This window comes from Pseudohaliea sp. (assembly GCF_054552115.1).
Genome location: NZ_JBTOLW010000049.1, coordinates 1 through 15,217 on the forward strand (window position 1 = coordinate 1; position 15,217 = coordinate 15,217).

The following is a 15,217-nucleotide window of genomic DNA, read 5'->3' on the forward strand; positions in this document are numbered from 1 at the left end:
CTGCTACAGCCTGAATCACACCCAGCCGATCCACCTCCCGCCTGCTCATGGTAATGCGCTCCGTCACCATGCCCCTCCAAAAACCAAAAAGGGGACATTTTAAAATTGGGCAGAGGGGACATTACTGCTTTGGGCTAACACGACGGACGATTACCAGTCGACTATGGACGGTCAAGCGGGCATTCTTGTGGTTGTTCATTCGGGCTCCAGATCATTGGGATGGGTCGCACCTCCAATTTTCCGGGTAAGTCCCGAATGAACAACCTATTGAGAGATCACAGCTAGGTCGCGGTACTTTCCATCCAGCGCCCGGGGTCGACGTTTTCGGTTCGATCGGCGATTCCGCACCGAACACCTGGGGGAGGCGCCTGTTGCAGCGCAGTGAGCGGCGCCTCGCTCGCGATGAAGGCCGTGCACCGCGGACCCTGCAGGAAATCGACTACCTCCTGGGGGTGACTGATATTGCGCGGATGGGCGCGCTCCGTTTCAAGCGTCCGGGTGATCTCGATTTCCAGGCGCCTGCGACCGCCGGGGTACCACGCCTCGTTCAGTTGGGTGTGCTGATGGACAGCGCGCTACGGGTGGATAGAGAGGACGCTGTTGACGACGCCCTGGACATGATCCTTGCACCGGGGTCCTCCCTGGGAGGTGCGCGGCCGAAGGCGTCGGTTCGCAGCGCGAAGGGGGAGCTGGCAATGCTTCAGACGCGCGACGGTGAGCGCGGCAGCTACCCGGAAATCGTGGATGAACTGGGCCGCCATGGTGCGCGGGCACGGGCCGATGCGGCCGAGTTATTCAGGCGCATGGTCTTCAACATCCTGGTCTCCAACGTGGATGACCACCTCCGCAACCACGGCTTTACGAGCGCTTTAGCGGGCTCACGACAGCACGCGTGTGTCCTTTTGCTGTGCGGTAACAGCGCTGCCGCCACGGGCAAAGGCTCGTTGGGTAAGGGCCTTGGCCGGAAAGCTACCGGATTCGTTGCGCTCCGGCAGCGCCCGTTAGCGGGCCCCGGTCAGTGTGCGCCTGCCCTTCGTGATCGAGCCGGAAGAGATCGAGCGCCTGGTGGGTGCCCTCGGCGAGGCGCTCAGCGAGAACGGGCGAGTTCACTGAGGCCTCGTATCGAGGCGCTCTTGCCAGCCTTATTGCTGTTTCGTTTATTTCGACTATCCTTTGGTGCCTGGGCTGCCAGCGATCAGTTGGCGCCGGCGCCTTAAGGAGATCCTCGATGACAGCACACAATGTTGTTCACCTGCCGACACCCGACGAAATGGAGGAGGCCAAGACGTCGAGTCGAACGCTGGCCAAGTACGCGGACACGGACCGAGTGCACATGACACTGCGGGGCAGCAATGGAGAGTCAGACGAACTGGTCCTGCCGGGCCATGCCCTGCAGATGCTGCTGACGGTGCTCTCGGAAATGTCCCAGGGCAACGCCATCAGCCTGATCCCCCGGCATCAGGAACTGAGCACGCAGGAAGCTGCCTCACTCCTCAATGTGAGCAGGCCTTTCCTCGTGGGGCTGCTCGAGAAAGGAGAGATTGCACACCACAAGGTCGGTTCGCATCGCCGGGTGCGGCTCGAGGATGTCCTGGCGTACAGGGAAAAGGTCGACCGTCAGAGGGTCGATGCGCTGGATCGTCTGACTGAGCTGTCACAACAGGAAGACATGGGTTACTGATCGAGGGTGTCGAAGTTCACCGTTGTCTACGACGCCTGTGTCCTGTATCCAGCGCCGTTGCGCGATGTCCTGCTACGGCTGGCGCTCACGGACCTCTTCAAGGCTCACTGGACCGACCGGATTCATGACGAGTGGATTGCTGCGTTAGTTCGCCAGGGAATACAGCAGCGGGAGAAATTGGAGCAGGTGCGCGCACTTATGGACGCGCATGTTCGCGACGCGCTGGTCACCGGCTACGAACCCCTGATTGACACGCTGGATCTGCCAGATCCTGACGACCGCCATGTACTTGCCGCTGCCATCCGTTGTAACGCCGATGCGATCGTGTCTTTCAACTTGAAGGATTTCCCGACGGATGCGCTGGCACCCTACGGCATCGATGTCCTGCATCCGGACGATTTCATCTGTTACCAGGTTGCTATGGCGCCGGCGGTCTGCTGCGAAGCATTGCGGCGGCAACGACTCGCATTGAGGAACCCGGCGTTTTCGGTGTCAGATTTCCTGGCCACGCTACAGAAGCAGCAGCTGCCGCAGACTGTTTCGAGGCTTCGAGCTTTCGAGCGTTTTCTCTGAGTGCCGTCCTGCATGCCTTGCAATCGTGGAGTACCGCTCCAGAAAGACAAGGTTACGCCGCGCCCGCACGGGAGGAGTAGGGTGTCGGGAAAAGGTGTCGGGAAAAGTGTGATCGAGCCGGAAGAGATCGAGCGCCTGGTGGGTGCCCTCGGCGAGGCGCTCAGCGAGAACGGGTGAGAGAGCGCCGCCCGATTCCGGGGCAGGACACTGCCTGAAGGCGGCCAAAGCGAAGCAGCAGGCGCTGTTATTCCGTTGATGGTTCGCCGGCGTAGCCGTGCGGGTTGAGGCGCTGCCAGCGCCAGGTATCGGCACACATCGCGTCGAGATTGCGCCGTGCGCGCCAGTTCAGGCAGCGCGCCGCAAAGGCCGGGTCGGCGTAGCAGGTCGCGATATCTCCCGGGCGGCGATCGCTGATGCGGTAGGGAATGGCGCGCCCGCTCGCCCGCTCGAAAGCGGCGACGACCTCTAGCACGGAGTAGCCGCGGCCGGTGCCGAGGTTCACCACCAGCGGCTCGCCGGAAGGCATCAGCCCGGGACGCTGCAGGGCAGTCAGTGCCGCCCCGTGCCCGGCCGCGAGGTCGCAGACGTGGATGTAATCGCGCACGCCGGTGCCGTCGCCGGTGGGATAGTCGTCACCGAACACCGACAGGTACTCGCGCCTGCCCGACGCAACCTGGGCAATGTAGGGCATGAGGTTGTTGGGCGGGCCGGCGGGATCCTCGCCGATCATGCCGCTCGGGTGGGCGCCCACCGGGTTGAAGTAGCGCAGCAGCGCTACCCGCCAGTCGGGTTCGGCGCGCACCAGGTCGCGCAGGATCTCCTCGATGAACAGCTTGCTGCGCCCGTAGGGATTGGTGGCGCTGAGTGGAAAGCCCTCGTCGATGGGCACGCTCACAGGGTCCCCGTACACGGTGGCCGAGGAGCTGAAGACCAGCTGCCGCACGCCGCTGCGGCGCATCGCGCGCAGCAGGCACAGGGTTCCCTGGACATTGTTGTCGTAGTACTCGAGAGGCTGTGCGACAGATTCGCCCACCGCCTTGAGGCCGGCAAAGTGAATCACCGCGCCGGGCTGCTCCTCGGCCAGCGCGGCGGCAAGGCCCGCCTCATCGCGAAGGTCGGCCCGCCGGCAGCGGATTGGTCTGCCCGCGAGCTTCTCGAGGCGTGGCAGCACCGCTGGCGAGCTGTTGCTGAAATTATCCAGCAGCACCACCTCGAGGCCGCTGGCCATTAACTCCAGGCAGGTGTGAGAGCCGATATAGCCTGCCCCGCCTGTCAGCAACACCCTGGTCGCGGTCACGCATGATCTCCGTGTGTTTCGAGCCCGGCAGGGAGCATACCTGCAACAGCCGGGGGCGAACAGGCGCGGGCTGCCCAGGCGCGGGCTGCCCAGGCGCGGGCTGCCCCGGGCGCGCTGCGTTGCAAACGGTCCCGCCCGGTGCTGTCGGCGACAGCCGATGATCCTTCAGTACAGGGGATCGAGCCTTCAGCGGGCGCGTTGCAGCGCGCGCCTCTCCTCCTGCAGCGTTGCGATGGTAGCCGCGCCCGGGCCGAAGCCCCGGGTGCTGATGCTGAGTTCCCAGCCCGCCTCGGTGCGTGCCACGGCGAAGCGGTGATAGGCCGCCGCCGGCCGGTCGCTGCGGCCCTCGGCAGAGGCCGAGGGCGCCGCGATCACCGGGGCCGCACCGTCGACGGTGTCCAGTTCGTGCCGCTGGTCGCGGTGGCCGTGGCCGTGCAGCACCAGCTCGGCGCCGCCGGCGGCGATCGTTCCCGCCACCGCCGCATGGTTCACCAGGTGCTTGCGCCGCGAATCCACGCCGGCGAGCGGGCAGTGATGCAGGTAGACCACCCGGAACAGTCCCCGCTCCCGGCACGCCGCGAGGAGGGCGGGCAGGCGGGCGAGCTGCGCGCCGTCGACGCGCCCGGTGGCCAGCCCCGGCGCCGTGGCCACGGCGCTGTCGAGGCCGATGAAGGCGAGCTCGCCGCGCACCCGCAGCGTGGGGTAGCCGGGGCCGTCGTCTCCGGCCAGGTAGTCGGCCCAGTAGCGGGCCTGGTAGGCGAGGCTGGCGGGCACCGTGGCGTCGTGGTTGCCCGGGACCAGGGCGACCCGCGCCGGCGGCGCCAACGCGGCGAGCCACTCGGCGGCCGCCCGGAACTCGCGCTCCAGCCCGATGTGGGTAAGGTCGCCGGTGATCACGATCTGCGCTGTGTCGTCGCCGGCGAAGTCCGCGACCAGCGCATCGAGACGCTCCCGCCGGTGCTCGAGGCGCCGGCGGCGGCGCCAGGACAGGTAGCCGAGGAGGCGCTTGGAGAAGAGCTCCCGCGCCGACACCCCGGCGAGGGAGGTCAGGTGCAGATCGGAGAGATGGACGAAGTCCCGGGCCACGGCCGCGGCGTGCCCGTCAGTGGATACGGCGGATGATGCCGCCGAGGGACGCCAGCTTGTCGTCGATGCCGGCGTAGCCGCGGTCCAGGTGGTAGACCCGGTCGATGGTGGTCTCGCCATCCGCCGCGAGGGCGGCGATGACCAGGCCCGCCGAGGCGCGCAGGTCGGTGGCCATGACCGGCGCGCCCTGCAGCCGCTCCCGGCCCTGGACGATGGCCGTGTTGCCCTGCAGGTCGATGGCGGCGCCCATGCGCTTGAGTTCCGCCACGTGCATGAAGCGGTTCTCGAAGATGTTCTCCACCACCGTCGCGCTGCCCTCGGCGAGCGCGTTCACCGCCATGAACTGGGCCTGCAGGTCGGTCGGGAAGCCGGGGTAGGGCGCGGTGGAAATGTGCATGGCTTGGCAGCGCCGGCCGCCGCTGTCGAGGGTGATCCAGTCATCGCCCCAGCGCAGGTCGAGGCCGCTGGCCTGCAGCTTGGTGAGCACATGCTGCAGGAAGGACGGGTCCGTATTGCGCAGCGTCACGCTGCCGCGCGTGGCGGCGGCCGCGGCGAGGAAGGTACCGGTCTCGATACGGTCCGGCGGTACCCGGTGGCTGGCGCCGGTGAGCGCGGGCCTGCCGGCGATGCGCACGACGCTGGATCCGGCGCCTTCGATGTGCGCGCCCATGGCGCCGAGCAGCCGCGCCAGATCGCCGATCTCCGGCTCCATGGCGGCGTTCTCCAGCACGGTCTCGCCGTCGGCGAGGGCGGCGGCCATCATCAGGTTCTCCGTACCCGTGACCGACGGTACGTCAAAGGCGTAGTGGCAGCCGCGCAGGCGCGCCGCCTGCGCCTTGATGTAGCCGTTCTCGATGCGGATGTCCGCGCCCATGGCGCGCAGGCCCTCGATGTGCTCGTTCACGGGCCGCGAGCCGATGGCGCAGCCCCCCGGCAGGGAGACGTCCGCGCTGCCGAAGCGGGCGAGCAGCGGGCCGAGAAGGAGAATGGCCCCGCGCATTGTTTTCACGAGCTCGTAGGGCGCGCGCACGCTGTGCACGGCCCCGGCGTCGATGTGCACGCTGGCATCCTCGCGCCCGATGCGGCAGCCGAGGAGCTCGAGGAGCCTGAGTGCCGTGTCGATGTCGCGCACCGCGGGCACATTGCTCACGGTGAGCGGCGAGTTGCCGAGGAGCGCCGCGGCGAGCACCGGGAGGGCGGCGTTCTTGGCGCCGGCGATGGCCACCTCGCCGGTGAGGGGGCCGTTCCCGGTAATGAGCAGGCGGTCCATCAGGCGGCGTCGGGGGTGACGAGACCCGCGTCGATGAGGCCGCGGTAGGCGTCGATGATCCGGTCGACCTGCTCGGGGGTATGGGCGGCGCTCATGCTGTTGCGCAGGAGGTAGTTGGTGCTCGGCGAGGCCGGCGGCACCACGAGATTGACGTAGACACCGTTGTCGAACAGCTGCTGCCAGGCGGCCATGGCTGCCTCCCGGTCCTCGAACTCGACCGCAACCACCGGGCTCGGCACCGGCCCCACGGCGAGGCCGAGGGCCTTGAGCCCGTCGTAGAGGCGCCGGGCGTTGTCCCAGAGCCGCTCGCGCAGTTCGGGCTCGTCGCGGAGGATCTGCAGCGCCCGGCGCGTCGAGGCAACCACCGACGGGGTGGACGAGGCGGTGAAGATGTAGGCGCGGATGCAGTAGCGCACGTCCTCGAGTTCCGGGTGCGGGCTGACGCAGAAGCCGCCGATACCGCCGAGGCTCTTGGAGAAGGTGCCCACGGTGAAGTCCACGGCGTCTTCCACGCCCGCCGCTTCGGCCGCGCCGCGGCCGCGCTCGCCGAGCACGCCGAGCGAGTGCGCCTCGTCGACCAGCAGCATGGCGCCGTACTCGCGCTTGAGCTCGGCGATCTCCGAAAGCGGCGCGATGTCGCCGAGCATGCTGTAGATGCCCTCGGCGACGATGAGCGTGTTCGCGGCCCGGTCGCCGAGGCGGCGCAGGCGCTTGGCGAGGTCGCCGGTATCGCTGTGGCGGTAGCGGATGACCTCCGCGCCCGAGAGCTTCACCCCGGAATAGATGCTGGAGTGGCTGTCGGCGTCGAGGAGGATGACGTCGCCGGGCCCGGCGAGGGTGGCGCAGGTGCCCATGGTCGCCGCGTAGCCGGTGGAGAAGCAGATGGCGTGACCGACGCCATAGAAGGCGGCGAGTTCCGCCTCGAGGGCCTGGTGCTCGGCGAAGCTGCCGTTGGCGAGGCGCGAGCCCGTGGTGCCGGTGCCCCAGCGGTTCGCGGCCGCGCGGGACGCCTCGATGCAGCGCGGGTCCGCCGACAGCCCGAGGTAGTTGTTGGTGCCGGCGAGGATCACCCGGCGGCCCTCGACGACCCCCTCGGTGGCGGTGAGGATCTCGTCGGTGACGGCGCCGAAGGCCTTCAGCCTGCGGTCGCGGAGTTCCGCCTGGAACGCCGCCATTTCCTTGAATTTGTCCAGGAGCATGCTGTTGCCCTCGCTGTGATGCCCTCGCTGCGATGCCCTCGATAGGCCTCGGTGGAGTGAGGGGGCGCCGGGCGGCTCAGGGGTTGAGGTCGCGGATCTTGTGCGCCAGGTCCGCCACGGTATTGACGTCCGGCAGGATGTTGAGCGGGATCGAGATGTCGTAATGGTCCTCGATCTGCTCGATCACCTCCATGACCTCGAGGGAACTGAGGCCCAGGTCGGCGACCAGGCCGGTGTTCTCGTTGATCATCACGCGCTTTCGGTTGTACTTCTGCAGCAGTTCACACAGGAACGCGAGGCAGCTCTGGTAATCGGCCACGGCCGTCCTCCTTGCGCGGGCGCCGCCCAGGCGCTAGATTCCGGCGCACTATACCCATGGACTCCCCCCAATGCCAGCCATTTGGTTGATCGACGCTTACCGTGCCGGCGAGCGCGGGCAGGTGCGCGCCCTCGCCGAGGCGGCCGCGTCCGAGCTCGCCTGGCCGCTCGAGACGATCAGCCCGGAGTACCGCCCCTGGGCGGTCTGGCCGCACCTGCTGCGCCAGACCTCGCTGGCGGGCTTGCGCCGCCGCTCGCGCCGCGCCTTCACGGCGCCCTGGCCGGGCCTGGTGATCACCGCCGGGGTGCGCAACGAGCCCCTCGGCCGCTGGCTGCGCGAGGCCTCGGGCGGGATGACGCGCTACGTGCACGTGGGCAAGCCCTGGGGCCCGCTTGACGCCTTCGACCTGCTGGTCACCACGCCCCAGTACCGGGTGCCGGCGCACCCGCGGGTGCTGCACAACGAGCTCACCGTGCACGGCCTCGAGGGCCGGCGCCTGCAGCGCGCCGGCGAGACCTGGGCGGCCCGCTTCGCGCCGCTGCCGCGGCCGTGGATCGGTGTGCTCGTCGGTGGCGACAGCGGGCCCTATACCCTCGGCCCCCGCGCCGCGTCGCGGCTCCTCGAGCAGGCCGTCGCCCGGGCCCGGGACTGCGGCGGTTCGCTGCTGGTGACGACCAGCGCGCGCACGCGACCGGCGGTGACCGAGGTGCTGGAACGGGGGCTGGCCGGCAGCGGCGGCGTGCACACCTGCCCGCACTTCCTGCACCGCTACGGCGCCTCCCCCGACAATCCCTACGCGGGCATCCTCGCCCTGGCGGACGCGTTCATCGTCACCGGCGACAGCATCGCCATGCTGTCGGAGGCCTGCGGCACGGGGCGGCCCGTGGCGCTCTTCGATCTCGGCGGGATGCGCCGGGACGCGGGCATGGCAGGCACCGCGGCCGGTCCCCAGGACCCGCGCCCTGGCGCGGCCCTCTACCGCCTGCTCATGCGCTGGTTCCCGCAGGAACTGAGCCGGGACATTACCCTGGTGCACCGCGCCCTGGTGGAGGCGAACCTTGCCGAGTGGCTGGAGGACGTGGGCCCGGTGGTCGCCGCCCCGGGCGTGCGGGCCGCGGCCCGCTCCGCGGATCTCGAGCGGGCCGTCGCGCGCATCCGGAGCCTGGTGCTGGGCACCTGACGACGGATCAGGATTCCGCGCGTCCGCGCCAGGCCTGCCAGGCGACGTAGCCGCAAAGCACGCCGGCCGTGTTCAAGGCGGCGTCGAGCACGGAGGCGAAGCGCCCGGGTACCTGTAGCTGCACCCATTCCAGGCCCAGGCCGAGGCCGACGAGCGCACCGGCAACGAGCAGCCTCCGTGCCTGTGATGGGGCTTCTGCCACCGCCCACGCCCAGCCGCAGAACAGCATCCCGTAGAGCACCAGGTGCATGCTGTTCTGCAGTGCCGAAGGAACGGCTTCGACGTTCCACTGGAACTGTTCGTCGCCCTGCGCGGCGACGCCCGGCAGCACGGACAGAAGCACCACGACCGCGGTCAGGAGCAGCGCCGCGGCGAGGCGTGTCCAGCGCGGCGTTCTGATCACGCCGTACCCCGCGCCGCCCGGCCGTCCTGCAGCCGGTAGACGCGGTCCGCCGCGTCGATCATCCCGCGGTTGTGGGAGATGGCGAGGATGGTCAGTTGGCCCTTGAGCCGCTCCATGGTCTGGCGCACGGCCTGCTCGCTCGCCGGGTCGAGGGCGCTGGTGGCTTCGTCGAGGATCAGGAGCCGCGGGTGGTTGATCAGCGCCCGGGCGATGACGATGCGCTGGCGCTGGCCGCCGGAGAGCTTGCCGCCGCGCTCGCCCACGACCGTATCCATGCCCTGCGGCGTCGCCGCGACGAATTCCCAGGCGCCGGCATCGCGCAGCGCCTGCTCGGCATCCGCGCGGCTCAGGGCCGGATCGTCGAGGGTCACGTTCTGCAGGATGCTCGCATGGAGCAGCACGGTGTCCTGCGGCACGTAGCCGATCTGCCGGCGCCAGGCGCGGGCGTCCAGCGTCGCCAGCGGCCTGCCGTCGATGCAGACCTCGCCCCGGGTTGGCTGCAGCAGGCCGATGGTGAGATCCACCAGGGTCGTCTTGCCGGTCCCCGAGGGGCCTACCAGGGTGGTGAGGGAGCCGGCCGGGATCTCCAGGGCAAGCCCGTCGAAGACCGGGTGCCGGTCGTCGTAGGCAAAGCCGACGTCGCGGAAAGCGATGCCCTCCGCCAGGGGCGCCGGCGCGGCACCGCCGCTCGCCTCGGCGGCGCCGCCGGCCTCGGCGATGCTGTCGAGCATGGCCCAGTAGGCGCTCTCGCCCTGCATGAGCTTCTGGTACTGCTTCTGCACCTTGCCGAGGAAGGAGAAGGCGCGGCCGAGGGCAACGACCAGGACCATCACCTTCGGCAGCTCCATCTGGAACACCTCGAGCGCCGCGTAGATGCCGAGGCAGATGAAAATCGCGAACATCAGCTCCTGGGCCGAGTCCAGCAGCGCCGAGGCCAGTACCTGCCGGCGCAGCGCGCGGTTCAGCTGCCGGGTATCCTCGGCGAGCACCTGGTCGGCGCGCTCCTCCCGGGCCATGGCCTTGATCGGCTTCACGGACTGGAGGATGTCGGTGAGGTTGCCGACCAGGGAGGTCAGCATGCGCGTCTGCTTGCGCCCGGCGCGGCGGGTGATGCGCACGAGGAAGTGTGACAGGCCGATGACGATGGCGCCGGCGACGATGGCCACCAGGGAGGCGCGCCAGGACAGGGCGAAGGCGACGCTGCCATAGATGAGCGACTGGATCAGGAAGGTGATCGCCGTGGCGCCGTGGACGAAGGACTGGGAGGAACGCTCGGCCTCCGTGGCCAGGGCGTTGGTGAGCTTGCCCGCGGGCTGGTGCAGGAAGTACTCCCAGCGGCTGCGCAGCACCGCGCGGAGCATCTGCAGGCGCAGGTCCGTGCCGACCTGCGCCGCGGTATAGCCGACCTGGCGCTGGGCGGCGAGGAGGAAGACGCTCTTCAGGAAGACGCCGGCGAGGACGATGAGCAGCATGTTGCCGAGGGTGGTGGCGATGCCGAGGCCATCCAGGGCATCGAGCACCACCTGCTCGTAGCCGGAGGGCGGTTCCGCGGCCCCGCCGGTGAGACGACCGCTGCCCAGGGCGATGTTCAATAGCGGCAGCAGGGCGGACAGGCCCACGCCCTCGGCCAGGCCGGAGAGCAGCAGCGCCAGCAGCATGAGCAGCGTGGGGCCGCGGTAGCTGCGGAAAAAGCTGAGCATCAGGCGCATGGCGGGTGGGGGTCCTCGGGCGTGGGCGCGCCAGTCTACCAGTGCATGCGCCGCAAGAGCAGCACGGCACAGGCGGTGATGGCCAGCGCCGGCAGCAGCGCCACGAGCAGCGGCGGCAGGCCGAGCAGCGTGCCCAGGGCGAAGAGGATCTGCGAGCCCAGGTAGAAGCCGATGCCGATCAGTGCGCCCAGGGCGAGGTTCACGCCCACCGCGTTACCCCGGCGGGAGCCGAGCTGGGCGCTCACCGGTGTTGCCAGCAGCACCATGGCCGCGGCGGTCAGGGGCAGGGCCAGGCGCTGCCAGAAGGTGTTCAGGTAACTGCGCGCATCCCGCGCATTGGCGGCCAGGTAGGTGCCATAGCCGTAGAGCACAGACAGGCGCATGCTCTCCGGTGACAGCGAGAGCACCGGCAGCTCGCGCCGGGCCCACAGGTTGTCGATCACCAGGCTGTCGAGGCGCTGGGTGCGCAGCCGGCCATCCGCGCGGACCTTTTCCTGCACGTCCTCGAAGCGCCAGCGGCGGTCGTCGCCGACGGTCGCCGTGGCGGCGTGAATGGCGCGCTCGAGGCGGCCCTCGGCGTCAAACTCGTAGAGGGCGATCTCCGCGGGCACGCGCTCCTCGCGCATGGTGCCGAGGTGGATGTAGCGGTGGCCGCTCCTGGACCAGACCCCGCCGGCGGGCAGCGTGTGCGGGTTGTCGTAGCGCAGCTTCAGGCGCAGGGCCTCGGCGCGCTGGTGCAGCGGTGCGGTCACGGTCTCCATGCCGACCCAGAGCAGCAGCGCCAGCACCGCCGTGGGCACGGCAATGGCGAGGAGCAGGCGGCTGATCGGCACGCCGGCGCAGCTGATCACCGTCAGCTCCGAGCCTTTCTGCAGCCCCGCGAGCGCGATGATCGTGCCGAGGAGAAGGATCACCGGTGTCAGCGAGAGAAGCTGCTGCGGCAGCACCATGAGCGTATAGCGCGCTACCGCCAGGGCGCCGTAGTCGCCCTGGGCCGCGTCGAGCTCGTCGATGAAGGCGAGCAGCCCGAACACGGCGGCGACCACCAGGAAGGTGATGAGCCAGCCGCGCAGGAGCGCCGCGGTGAGGTAGCGGGTGAGGATGCTCATCGGCGCAGCGGCAGCCGCGGCGGCCGGAGCAGGAGGACCAGGAAAACGGCGAACACCGCGTAGGTGCCCCACAGCCCCGGCAGCTCCGGGACAGTGCCCTGTTCCATGCCCGTGCGTACGGCGCTGGTGATGGCGAAGAGGCAGACATAGGCGGCGATGGCGACCAGGAAGCTGCGTGTGCGCGACTCCCGCGGCGCCGACCGCGACAGCGGTACGGCGATGAGCGCGAGCAGGACGGTGGCCAGCGGCGTGGTGACGCGCCACTGGTACTCGGCGATGTCCTTCGGGCGGTCGGAGCGGCGCAGCGCCTCGGTGGGCTCGGCCTTGCGCCGGTAGCGCTCCTGGGCCTCCGTGCCGGGCAGGCGGATGGTCAGGGTGCCGAAGTCCGTGGTCACATCCAGTTGCTCCCGGTTGTCGAGGAGATAGTGGTGGCCGTCGTAGAAGGTGGCGGTGAGCGGCTCGCTCGGGTTCAGCGTGGGCAGGGCGGCACTGGCTGCGTAGATGAGCTCTGCCCGGGCCCCGTCCCCGTGCGGCTTCTGCAGGAAAACGGACTTGTGCAGCCCGCGCTCGAGGTCGAGGTCATCGGCGATGAAGGTGTAGTCGCTGTCGCCCATGGTAACGAACTCCCCGGTGGCCATTTTCTTCAGGTCGAACTCCGCGGCGGCCTGCGCCTGCAGCCGGTAGCTCTCGCGGTAGGCCCAGGGTCTGCCCTCCATGGAGATGAGCCCGGTCAGCGCGGCGATGGCGAGGCCCAGGAGGCAGACCGCGCCGAGCACGCGCCGGCGGCTGACGCCGGCCGCGTAGAGCGCGCTCATCTCTGCGTCCCGGTAAAGCCGGCCGAGGCCGGCGAGCACGGAGAAGAACAGCGCCGACGGCAGCAGGACCTCGAGGACGATCAGCGTGCGCAGCAGCACCAGCTGCCCGGCGGTGAGCAGGTCGAACTGGCCGGCGGCCGCGAGGGTGAGTTGCTGCGCCAGCGAGTAGCCCACGAACACGAGCACCAGCAGCCCCAGGCCGAGGCCGAAGGGGTGGAGGATTTCCCGGCTCAGGTAACGCTCGATGATCATGGCGGCGATTGTAGCCCGTTCCGCGCGGCCGCGGGTGCCGGCGCGGTCTTATTTAACAGGCCCGCCGGTGGCGTGGGAGGCCCTCATCCCGCATAATTCGCGGCTTTTCCGAAGACCCTGGCGGCCCCCGGGCCGGGAATCGTCATGCTGAACCTGAGCGACGGCGTCAAGAAGGCGCTGATCATTGCCCCCACGGAACTGCTCCCCGCCGGCGCGCGCGTGGGCCTGCGCCGCCGGTACCTGGCCCGGCTCGAGCTGTCCAAGGCGCACCGGGCGAACTTCCTGATCATCGGCCACCCGAAAAGCGGCAACACCTGGCTGAAGGCGATGATCAGCCGGCTGTACCAGCTGCGCCACAACCTGCCGGAATCGAAGCTCATCAACACCGACGAGTTCGCCCGCAGGATCCCGGCAATCCCGCGGCTGGCCGCCACCAACGGCTGCTACAGCTACGAAGGCGAAGTGGGCAGGCTCCTGGCGGAGGGCGCGGCGGACAACCCGCTGCGGCACAAGCCGGTCGTCTTCCTCGCCCGTCACCCTATCGACATTGCCGTGTCCTGGTACCACCAGTTCACCAAGCGCCAGTCCCGGGCCAAGCAGGAACTCATCAACGCGAGCATCGACCACCCCATCGACCGGCGCACCGTCGAGCTGTGGGACTTCGTGCGTCACTCGGACATCGGCCTGCCGTTCCTTATCGACTACGAGAACGGCTGGGCACGGAACGTGCGCGCACTGCCGCAAGGCCTCATGGTCCGCTACGAGGACCTGCGCGCCGAGCCCGTGGAGACCCTCGGCAGGATCCTCGCCCATGTCGGTGAAAGCTTCTCCGAGGACGAGATCCGCGAGGCGGTGGAGTGGGGCTCCTTCGACAACCTGCGCAAGCTGGAGACCAGCGGTACCTTCAGCCAGGGCGGCATGAAGCTCGTCAACGCCAAGGACCCGACGACCTACAAGGTGCGCCGGGGCAAGGTCGGCGGCTACCGCGAGGACTTCCCCCCGGAGCAGGTCGCCGAGCTCGAGGCGCTCCTCGATGCGCGCATCGACCCCGCCCTCGGCTATGGCAGCGCCGCCGACCAGGGCTGAGCCGTGACGCCGCGCACCTGGGTCATCCTCGGCGACAAGCGGGGTGACAACGGCCAGGTGGACACGATCGTCGACGCCCTCGGCTGGCCCGTGGAGCACCGCTTCGTGCAGCCGCTGCCGCAGTGGGTCTACGGCAAGCCGCGCTACCGGCCCACCCTCGAGCACCTGGACCCGGCGCGTTCAGACCCTCTCGACCCCCCCTGGCCGGACCTCATCATCACCGTCGGCCGCCGGCCCTCCATGGCGGCGCTCTGGGTCAGGGAGCAAAGCGGCGGCCGCACGAAGATCGCCCTGGTCGGCAAACCCTCGGGCCTCCTCGACGACTTCGACCTGGTGATCGCCAGCGGCGAGAACCAGATGCCGCCACTGCCCAACGTGCTGGTCACGGCGCTGCCCTTCATGCAGGTGGCTGAAGACGCCGTGCGCGAGGCCGCCGAGGCCTGGGCGCCGCGCTTCGCCGACCTGCCGCGCCCGCTGGTGGCCTTCCTGGTCGGCGGCGAGACCAACCCCTTTGTCATGGACGAGCGCGTCGCGCACGGGCTGGTCGCCGAGGCGAAGCGCGTGGTCGCGGATGGCGGCACGCCCTGGATCACCACCAGCCGGCGCACGACCGCCGAGGTGGTCGCGGTCCTCAAACGCGACCTGCCCCCGGAGGCGCGCCTGTTCACCTGGTCCGCGGACGCCCCGCCGGAGGACAACCCGTACCGGGCGCTCCTCGGCAGCGCCGATGCCTTCGTGGTCACCGGTGACAGTATCTCGATGCAGGTCGAAGTCGCCCGCCTGCGCAGGCCCCTGGCCATTTTCCCACTACCCGCCGGCCGCTTCGGCGCCCCGGACCTCTGGCGCCGCCGCTTCGCCAGCTGGCTTAACAACCCCCGCTGCACCGGCCCCGCCGACCGCTGGCGCCAGCGCCTCGCCCGTGCCATCTACCGCATCGACTACTTCAAGCTCTTCTCCGCCACGCGGGATTTCCAGGCGTTCCACCGGTTACTCATCGACCATGGGTTGGCGGTGTGGGCGGGTGACCGGCTGGCTGAGCCGTCCGGTGCATTGCCGGATGATCTTTCTGTGGCGGTGGCGCGGGTTCGTGGTCTGTTTCCGGAGGTGGGTTCGGCGACTCCGTAGTTGGCTTGGGTGGCGCCGGCGACCCGGGGGAGGCCCTCACGGACACGCTACAAGCACATCCCTGTGCGCTCGGGGCCGGCCATCCATGGCCGGCCACGGTCCGTGAGGGCCTC

The 15,217-nt window shown here is 69.4% G+C and carries 14 protein-coding genes and 1 pseudogene; 6 read left to right on the top strand and 9 right to left on the bottom strand.

Translation table 11 applies throughout. The features are described from left to right. Positions 1-695 precede the first annotated feature (695 nt). The 3 genes and pseudogenes from ACX93N_RS15900 to ACX93N_RS15910 all read left to right on the top strand — a co-directional run. Positions 696-854: pseudogene (locus tag ACX93N_RS15900) on the top strand (HipA domain-containing protein); the annotation flags it as partial. A gap of 374 nt (positions 855-1,228) precedes the next feature. Continuing rightward, positions 1,229-1,681 carry a helix-turn-helix domain-containing protein gene (locus ACX93N_RS15905; RefSeq protein WP_459429421.1) on the top strand — a complete coding sequence of 151 codons (453 nt, stop codon included), beginning with the start codon at positions 1,229-1,231 and terminating at the stop codon, positions 1,679-1,681. Positions 1,682-1,687: 6 nt separating this feature from the next. Continuing rightward, positions 1,688-2,254: a PIN domain-containing protein gene (locus tag ACX93N_RS15910; protein ID WP_459429422.1), complete on the top strand. Its 567-nt coding sequence runs from the start codon at positions 1,688-1,690 to the stop codon at positions 2,252-2,254. A 244-nt stretch (positions 2,255-2,498) separates the two neighbouring features. Here the strand turns inward: ACX93N_RS15910 and galE are convergent, their stop codons facing one another. The 5 genes from galE to ACX93N_RS15935 all read right to left on the bottom strand — a co-directional run bounded on the left by galE (position 2,499) and on the right by ACX93N_RS15935 (position 7,425). Next, positions 2,499-3,551, bottom strand: a complete 1,053-nt coding sequence (galE, locus tag ACX93N_RS15915; protein ID WP_459429423.1) for a UDP-glucose 4-epimerase GalE — start codon at positions 3,549-3,551, stop codon at positions 2,499-2,501. A 186-nt stretch (positions 3,552-3,737) separates the two neighbouring features. Continuing rightward, positions 3,738-4,637 (bottom strand): metallophosphoesterase family protein, encoded by a 900-nt coding sequence (locus ACX93N_RS15920; RefSeq protein ID WP_459429424.1) that lies wholly within the window; start codon positions 4,635-4,637, stop codon positions 3,738-3,740. 16 nt (positions 4,638-4,653) lie between these two features. Beyond that, a complete protein-coding gene (gene murA / locus ACX93N_RS15925) occupies positions 4,654-5,907 on the bottom strand; it encodes a UDP-N-acetylglucosamine 1-carboxyvinyltransferase (RefSeq protein ID WP_459429425.1) in 1,254 nt (417 codons plus the stop codon). Beyond that, positions 5,907-7,106 carry a serine palmitoyltransferase gene (gene spt / locus ACX93N_RS15930; protein WP_459429426.1) on the bottom strand — a complete coding sequence of 400 codons (1,200 nt, stop codon included), beginning with the start codon at positions 7,104-7,106 and terminating at the stop codon, positions 5,907-5,909. The genes murA and spt overlap by 1 nt, the downstream gene beginning before the upstream one ends. Positions 7,107-7,182: 76 nt before the next feature. After that, the gene (locus ACX93N_RS15935) at positions 7,183-7,425 is read right to left on the bottom strand and encodes an acyl carrier protein (protein ID WP_459429427.1); all 243 of its coding nucleotides are present in this window, start codon (positions 7,423-7,425) and stop codon (positions 7,183-7,185) included. Positions 7,426-7,495: 70 nt separating this feature from the next. Between ACX93N_RS15935 and ACX93N_RS15940 the strand changes: the two genes are divergently transcribed. Continuing rightward, positions 7,496-8,605 carry a mitochondrial fission ELM1 family protein gene (locus tag ACX93N_RS15940; RefSeq protein ID WP_459429428.1) on the top strand — a complete coding sequence of 370 codons (1,110 nt, stop codon included), beginning with the start codon at positions 7,496-7,498 and terminating at the stop codon, positions 8,603-8,605. Positions 8,606-8,612: 7 nt separating this feature from the next. Here the strand turns inward: ACX93N_RS15940 and ACX93N_RS15945 are convergent, their stop codons facing one another. From ACX93N_RS15945 to lptF, 4 genes are read right to left on the bottom strand one after another with little or no spacing between them, the layout of a single operon-like run. Further along, complete coding sequence (locus ACX93N_RS15945; RefSeq protein WP_459429429.1) at positions 8,613-9,008, bottom strand: VanZ family protein; 396 nt, start codon at positions 9,006-9,008, stop codon at positions 8,613-8,615. After that, positions 9,005-10,717: an ABC transporter ATP-binding protein gene (locus ACX93N_RS15950; RefSeq protein ID WP_459429430.1), complete on the bottom strand. Its 1,713-nt coding sequence runs from the start codon at positions 10,715-10,717 to the stop codon at positions 9,005-9,007. Before ACX93N_RS15950 ends, ACX93N_RS15945 begins: the two co-directional genes overlap by 4 nt. A 35-nt stretch (positions 10,718-10,752) precedes the next feature. Further along, positions 10,753-11,826 (bottom strand): LPS export ABC transporter permease LptG, encoded by a 1,074-nt coding sequence (lptG, locus tag ACX93N_RS15955; RefSeq protein ID WP_459429431.1) that lies wholly within the window; start codon positions 11,824-11,826, stop codon positions 10,753-10,755. Further along, on the bottom strand, positions 11,823-12,893 hold the full coding sequence (gene lptF, locus ACX93N_RS15960) for an LPS export ABC transporter permease LptF (protein WP_459429432.1): 1,071 nt from the start codon (positions 12,891-12,893) through the stop codon (positions 11,823-11,825). The genes lptG and lptF overlap by 4 nt, the downstream gene beginning before the upstream one ends. A gap of 144 nt (positions 12,894-13,037) precedes the next feature. Between lptF and ACX93N_RS15965 the strand changes: the two genes are divergently transcribed. Both ACX93N_RS15965 and ACX93N_RS15970 read left to right on the top strand, forming a co-directional pair. Then, positions 13,038-13,979 (top strand): sulfotransferase domain-containing protein, encoded by a 942-nt coding sequence (locus ACX93N_RS15965; RefSeq protein ID WP_459429433.1) that lies wholly within the window; start codon positions 13,038-13,040, stop codon positions 13,977-13,979. A 3-nt stretch (positions 13,980-13,982) separates the two neighbouring features. Continuing rightward, on the top strand, positions 13,983-15,104 hold the full coding sequence (locus ACX93N_RS15970; RefSeq protein ID WP_459429434.1) for a mitochondrial fission ELM1 family protein: 1,122 nt from the start codon (positions 13,983-13,985) through the stop codon (positions 15,102-15,104). The last annotated feature ends 113 nt before the right edge of the window (positions 15,105-15,217 follow it).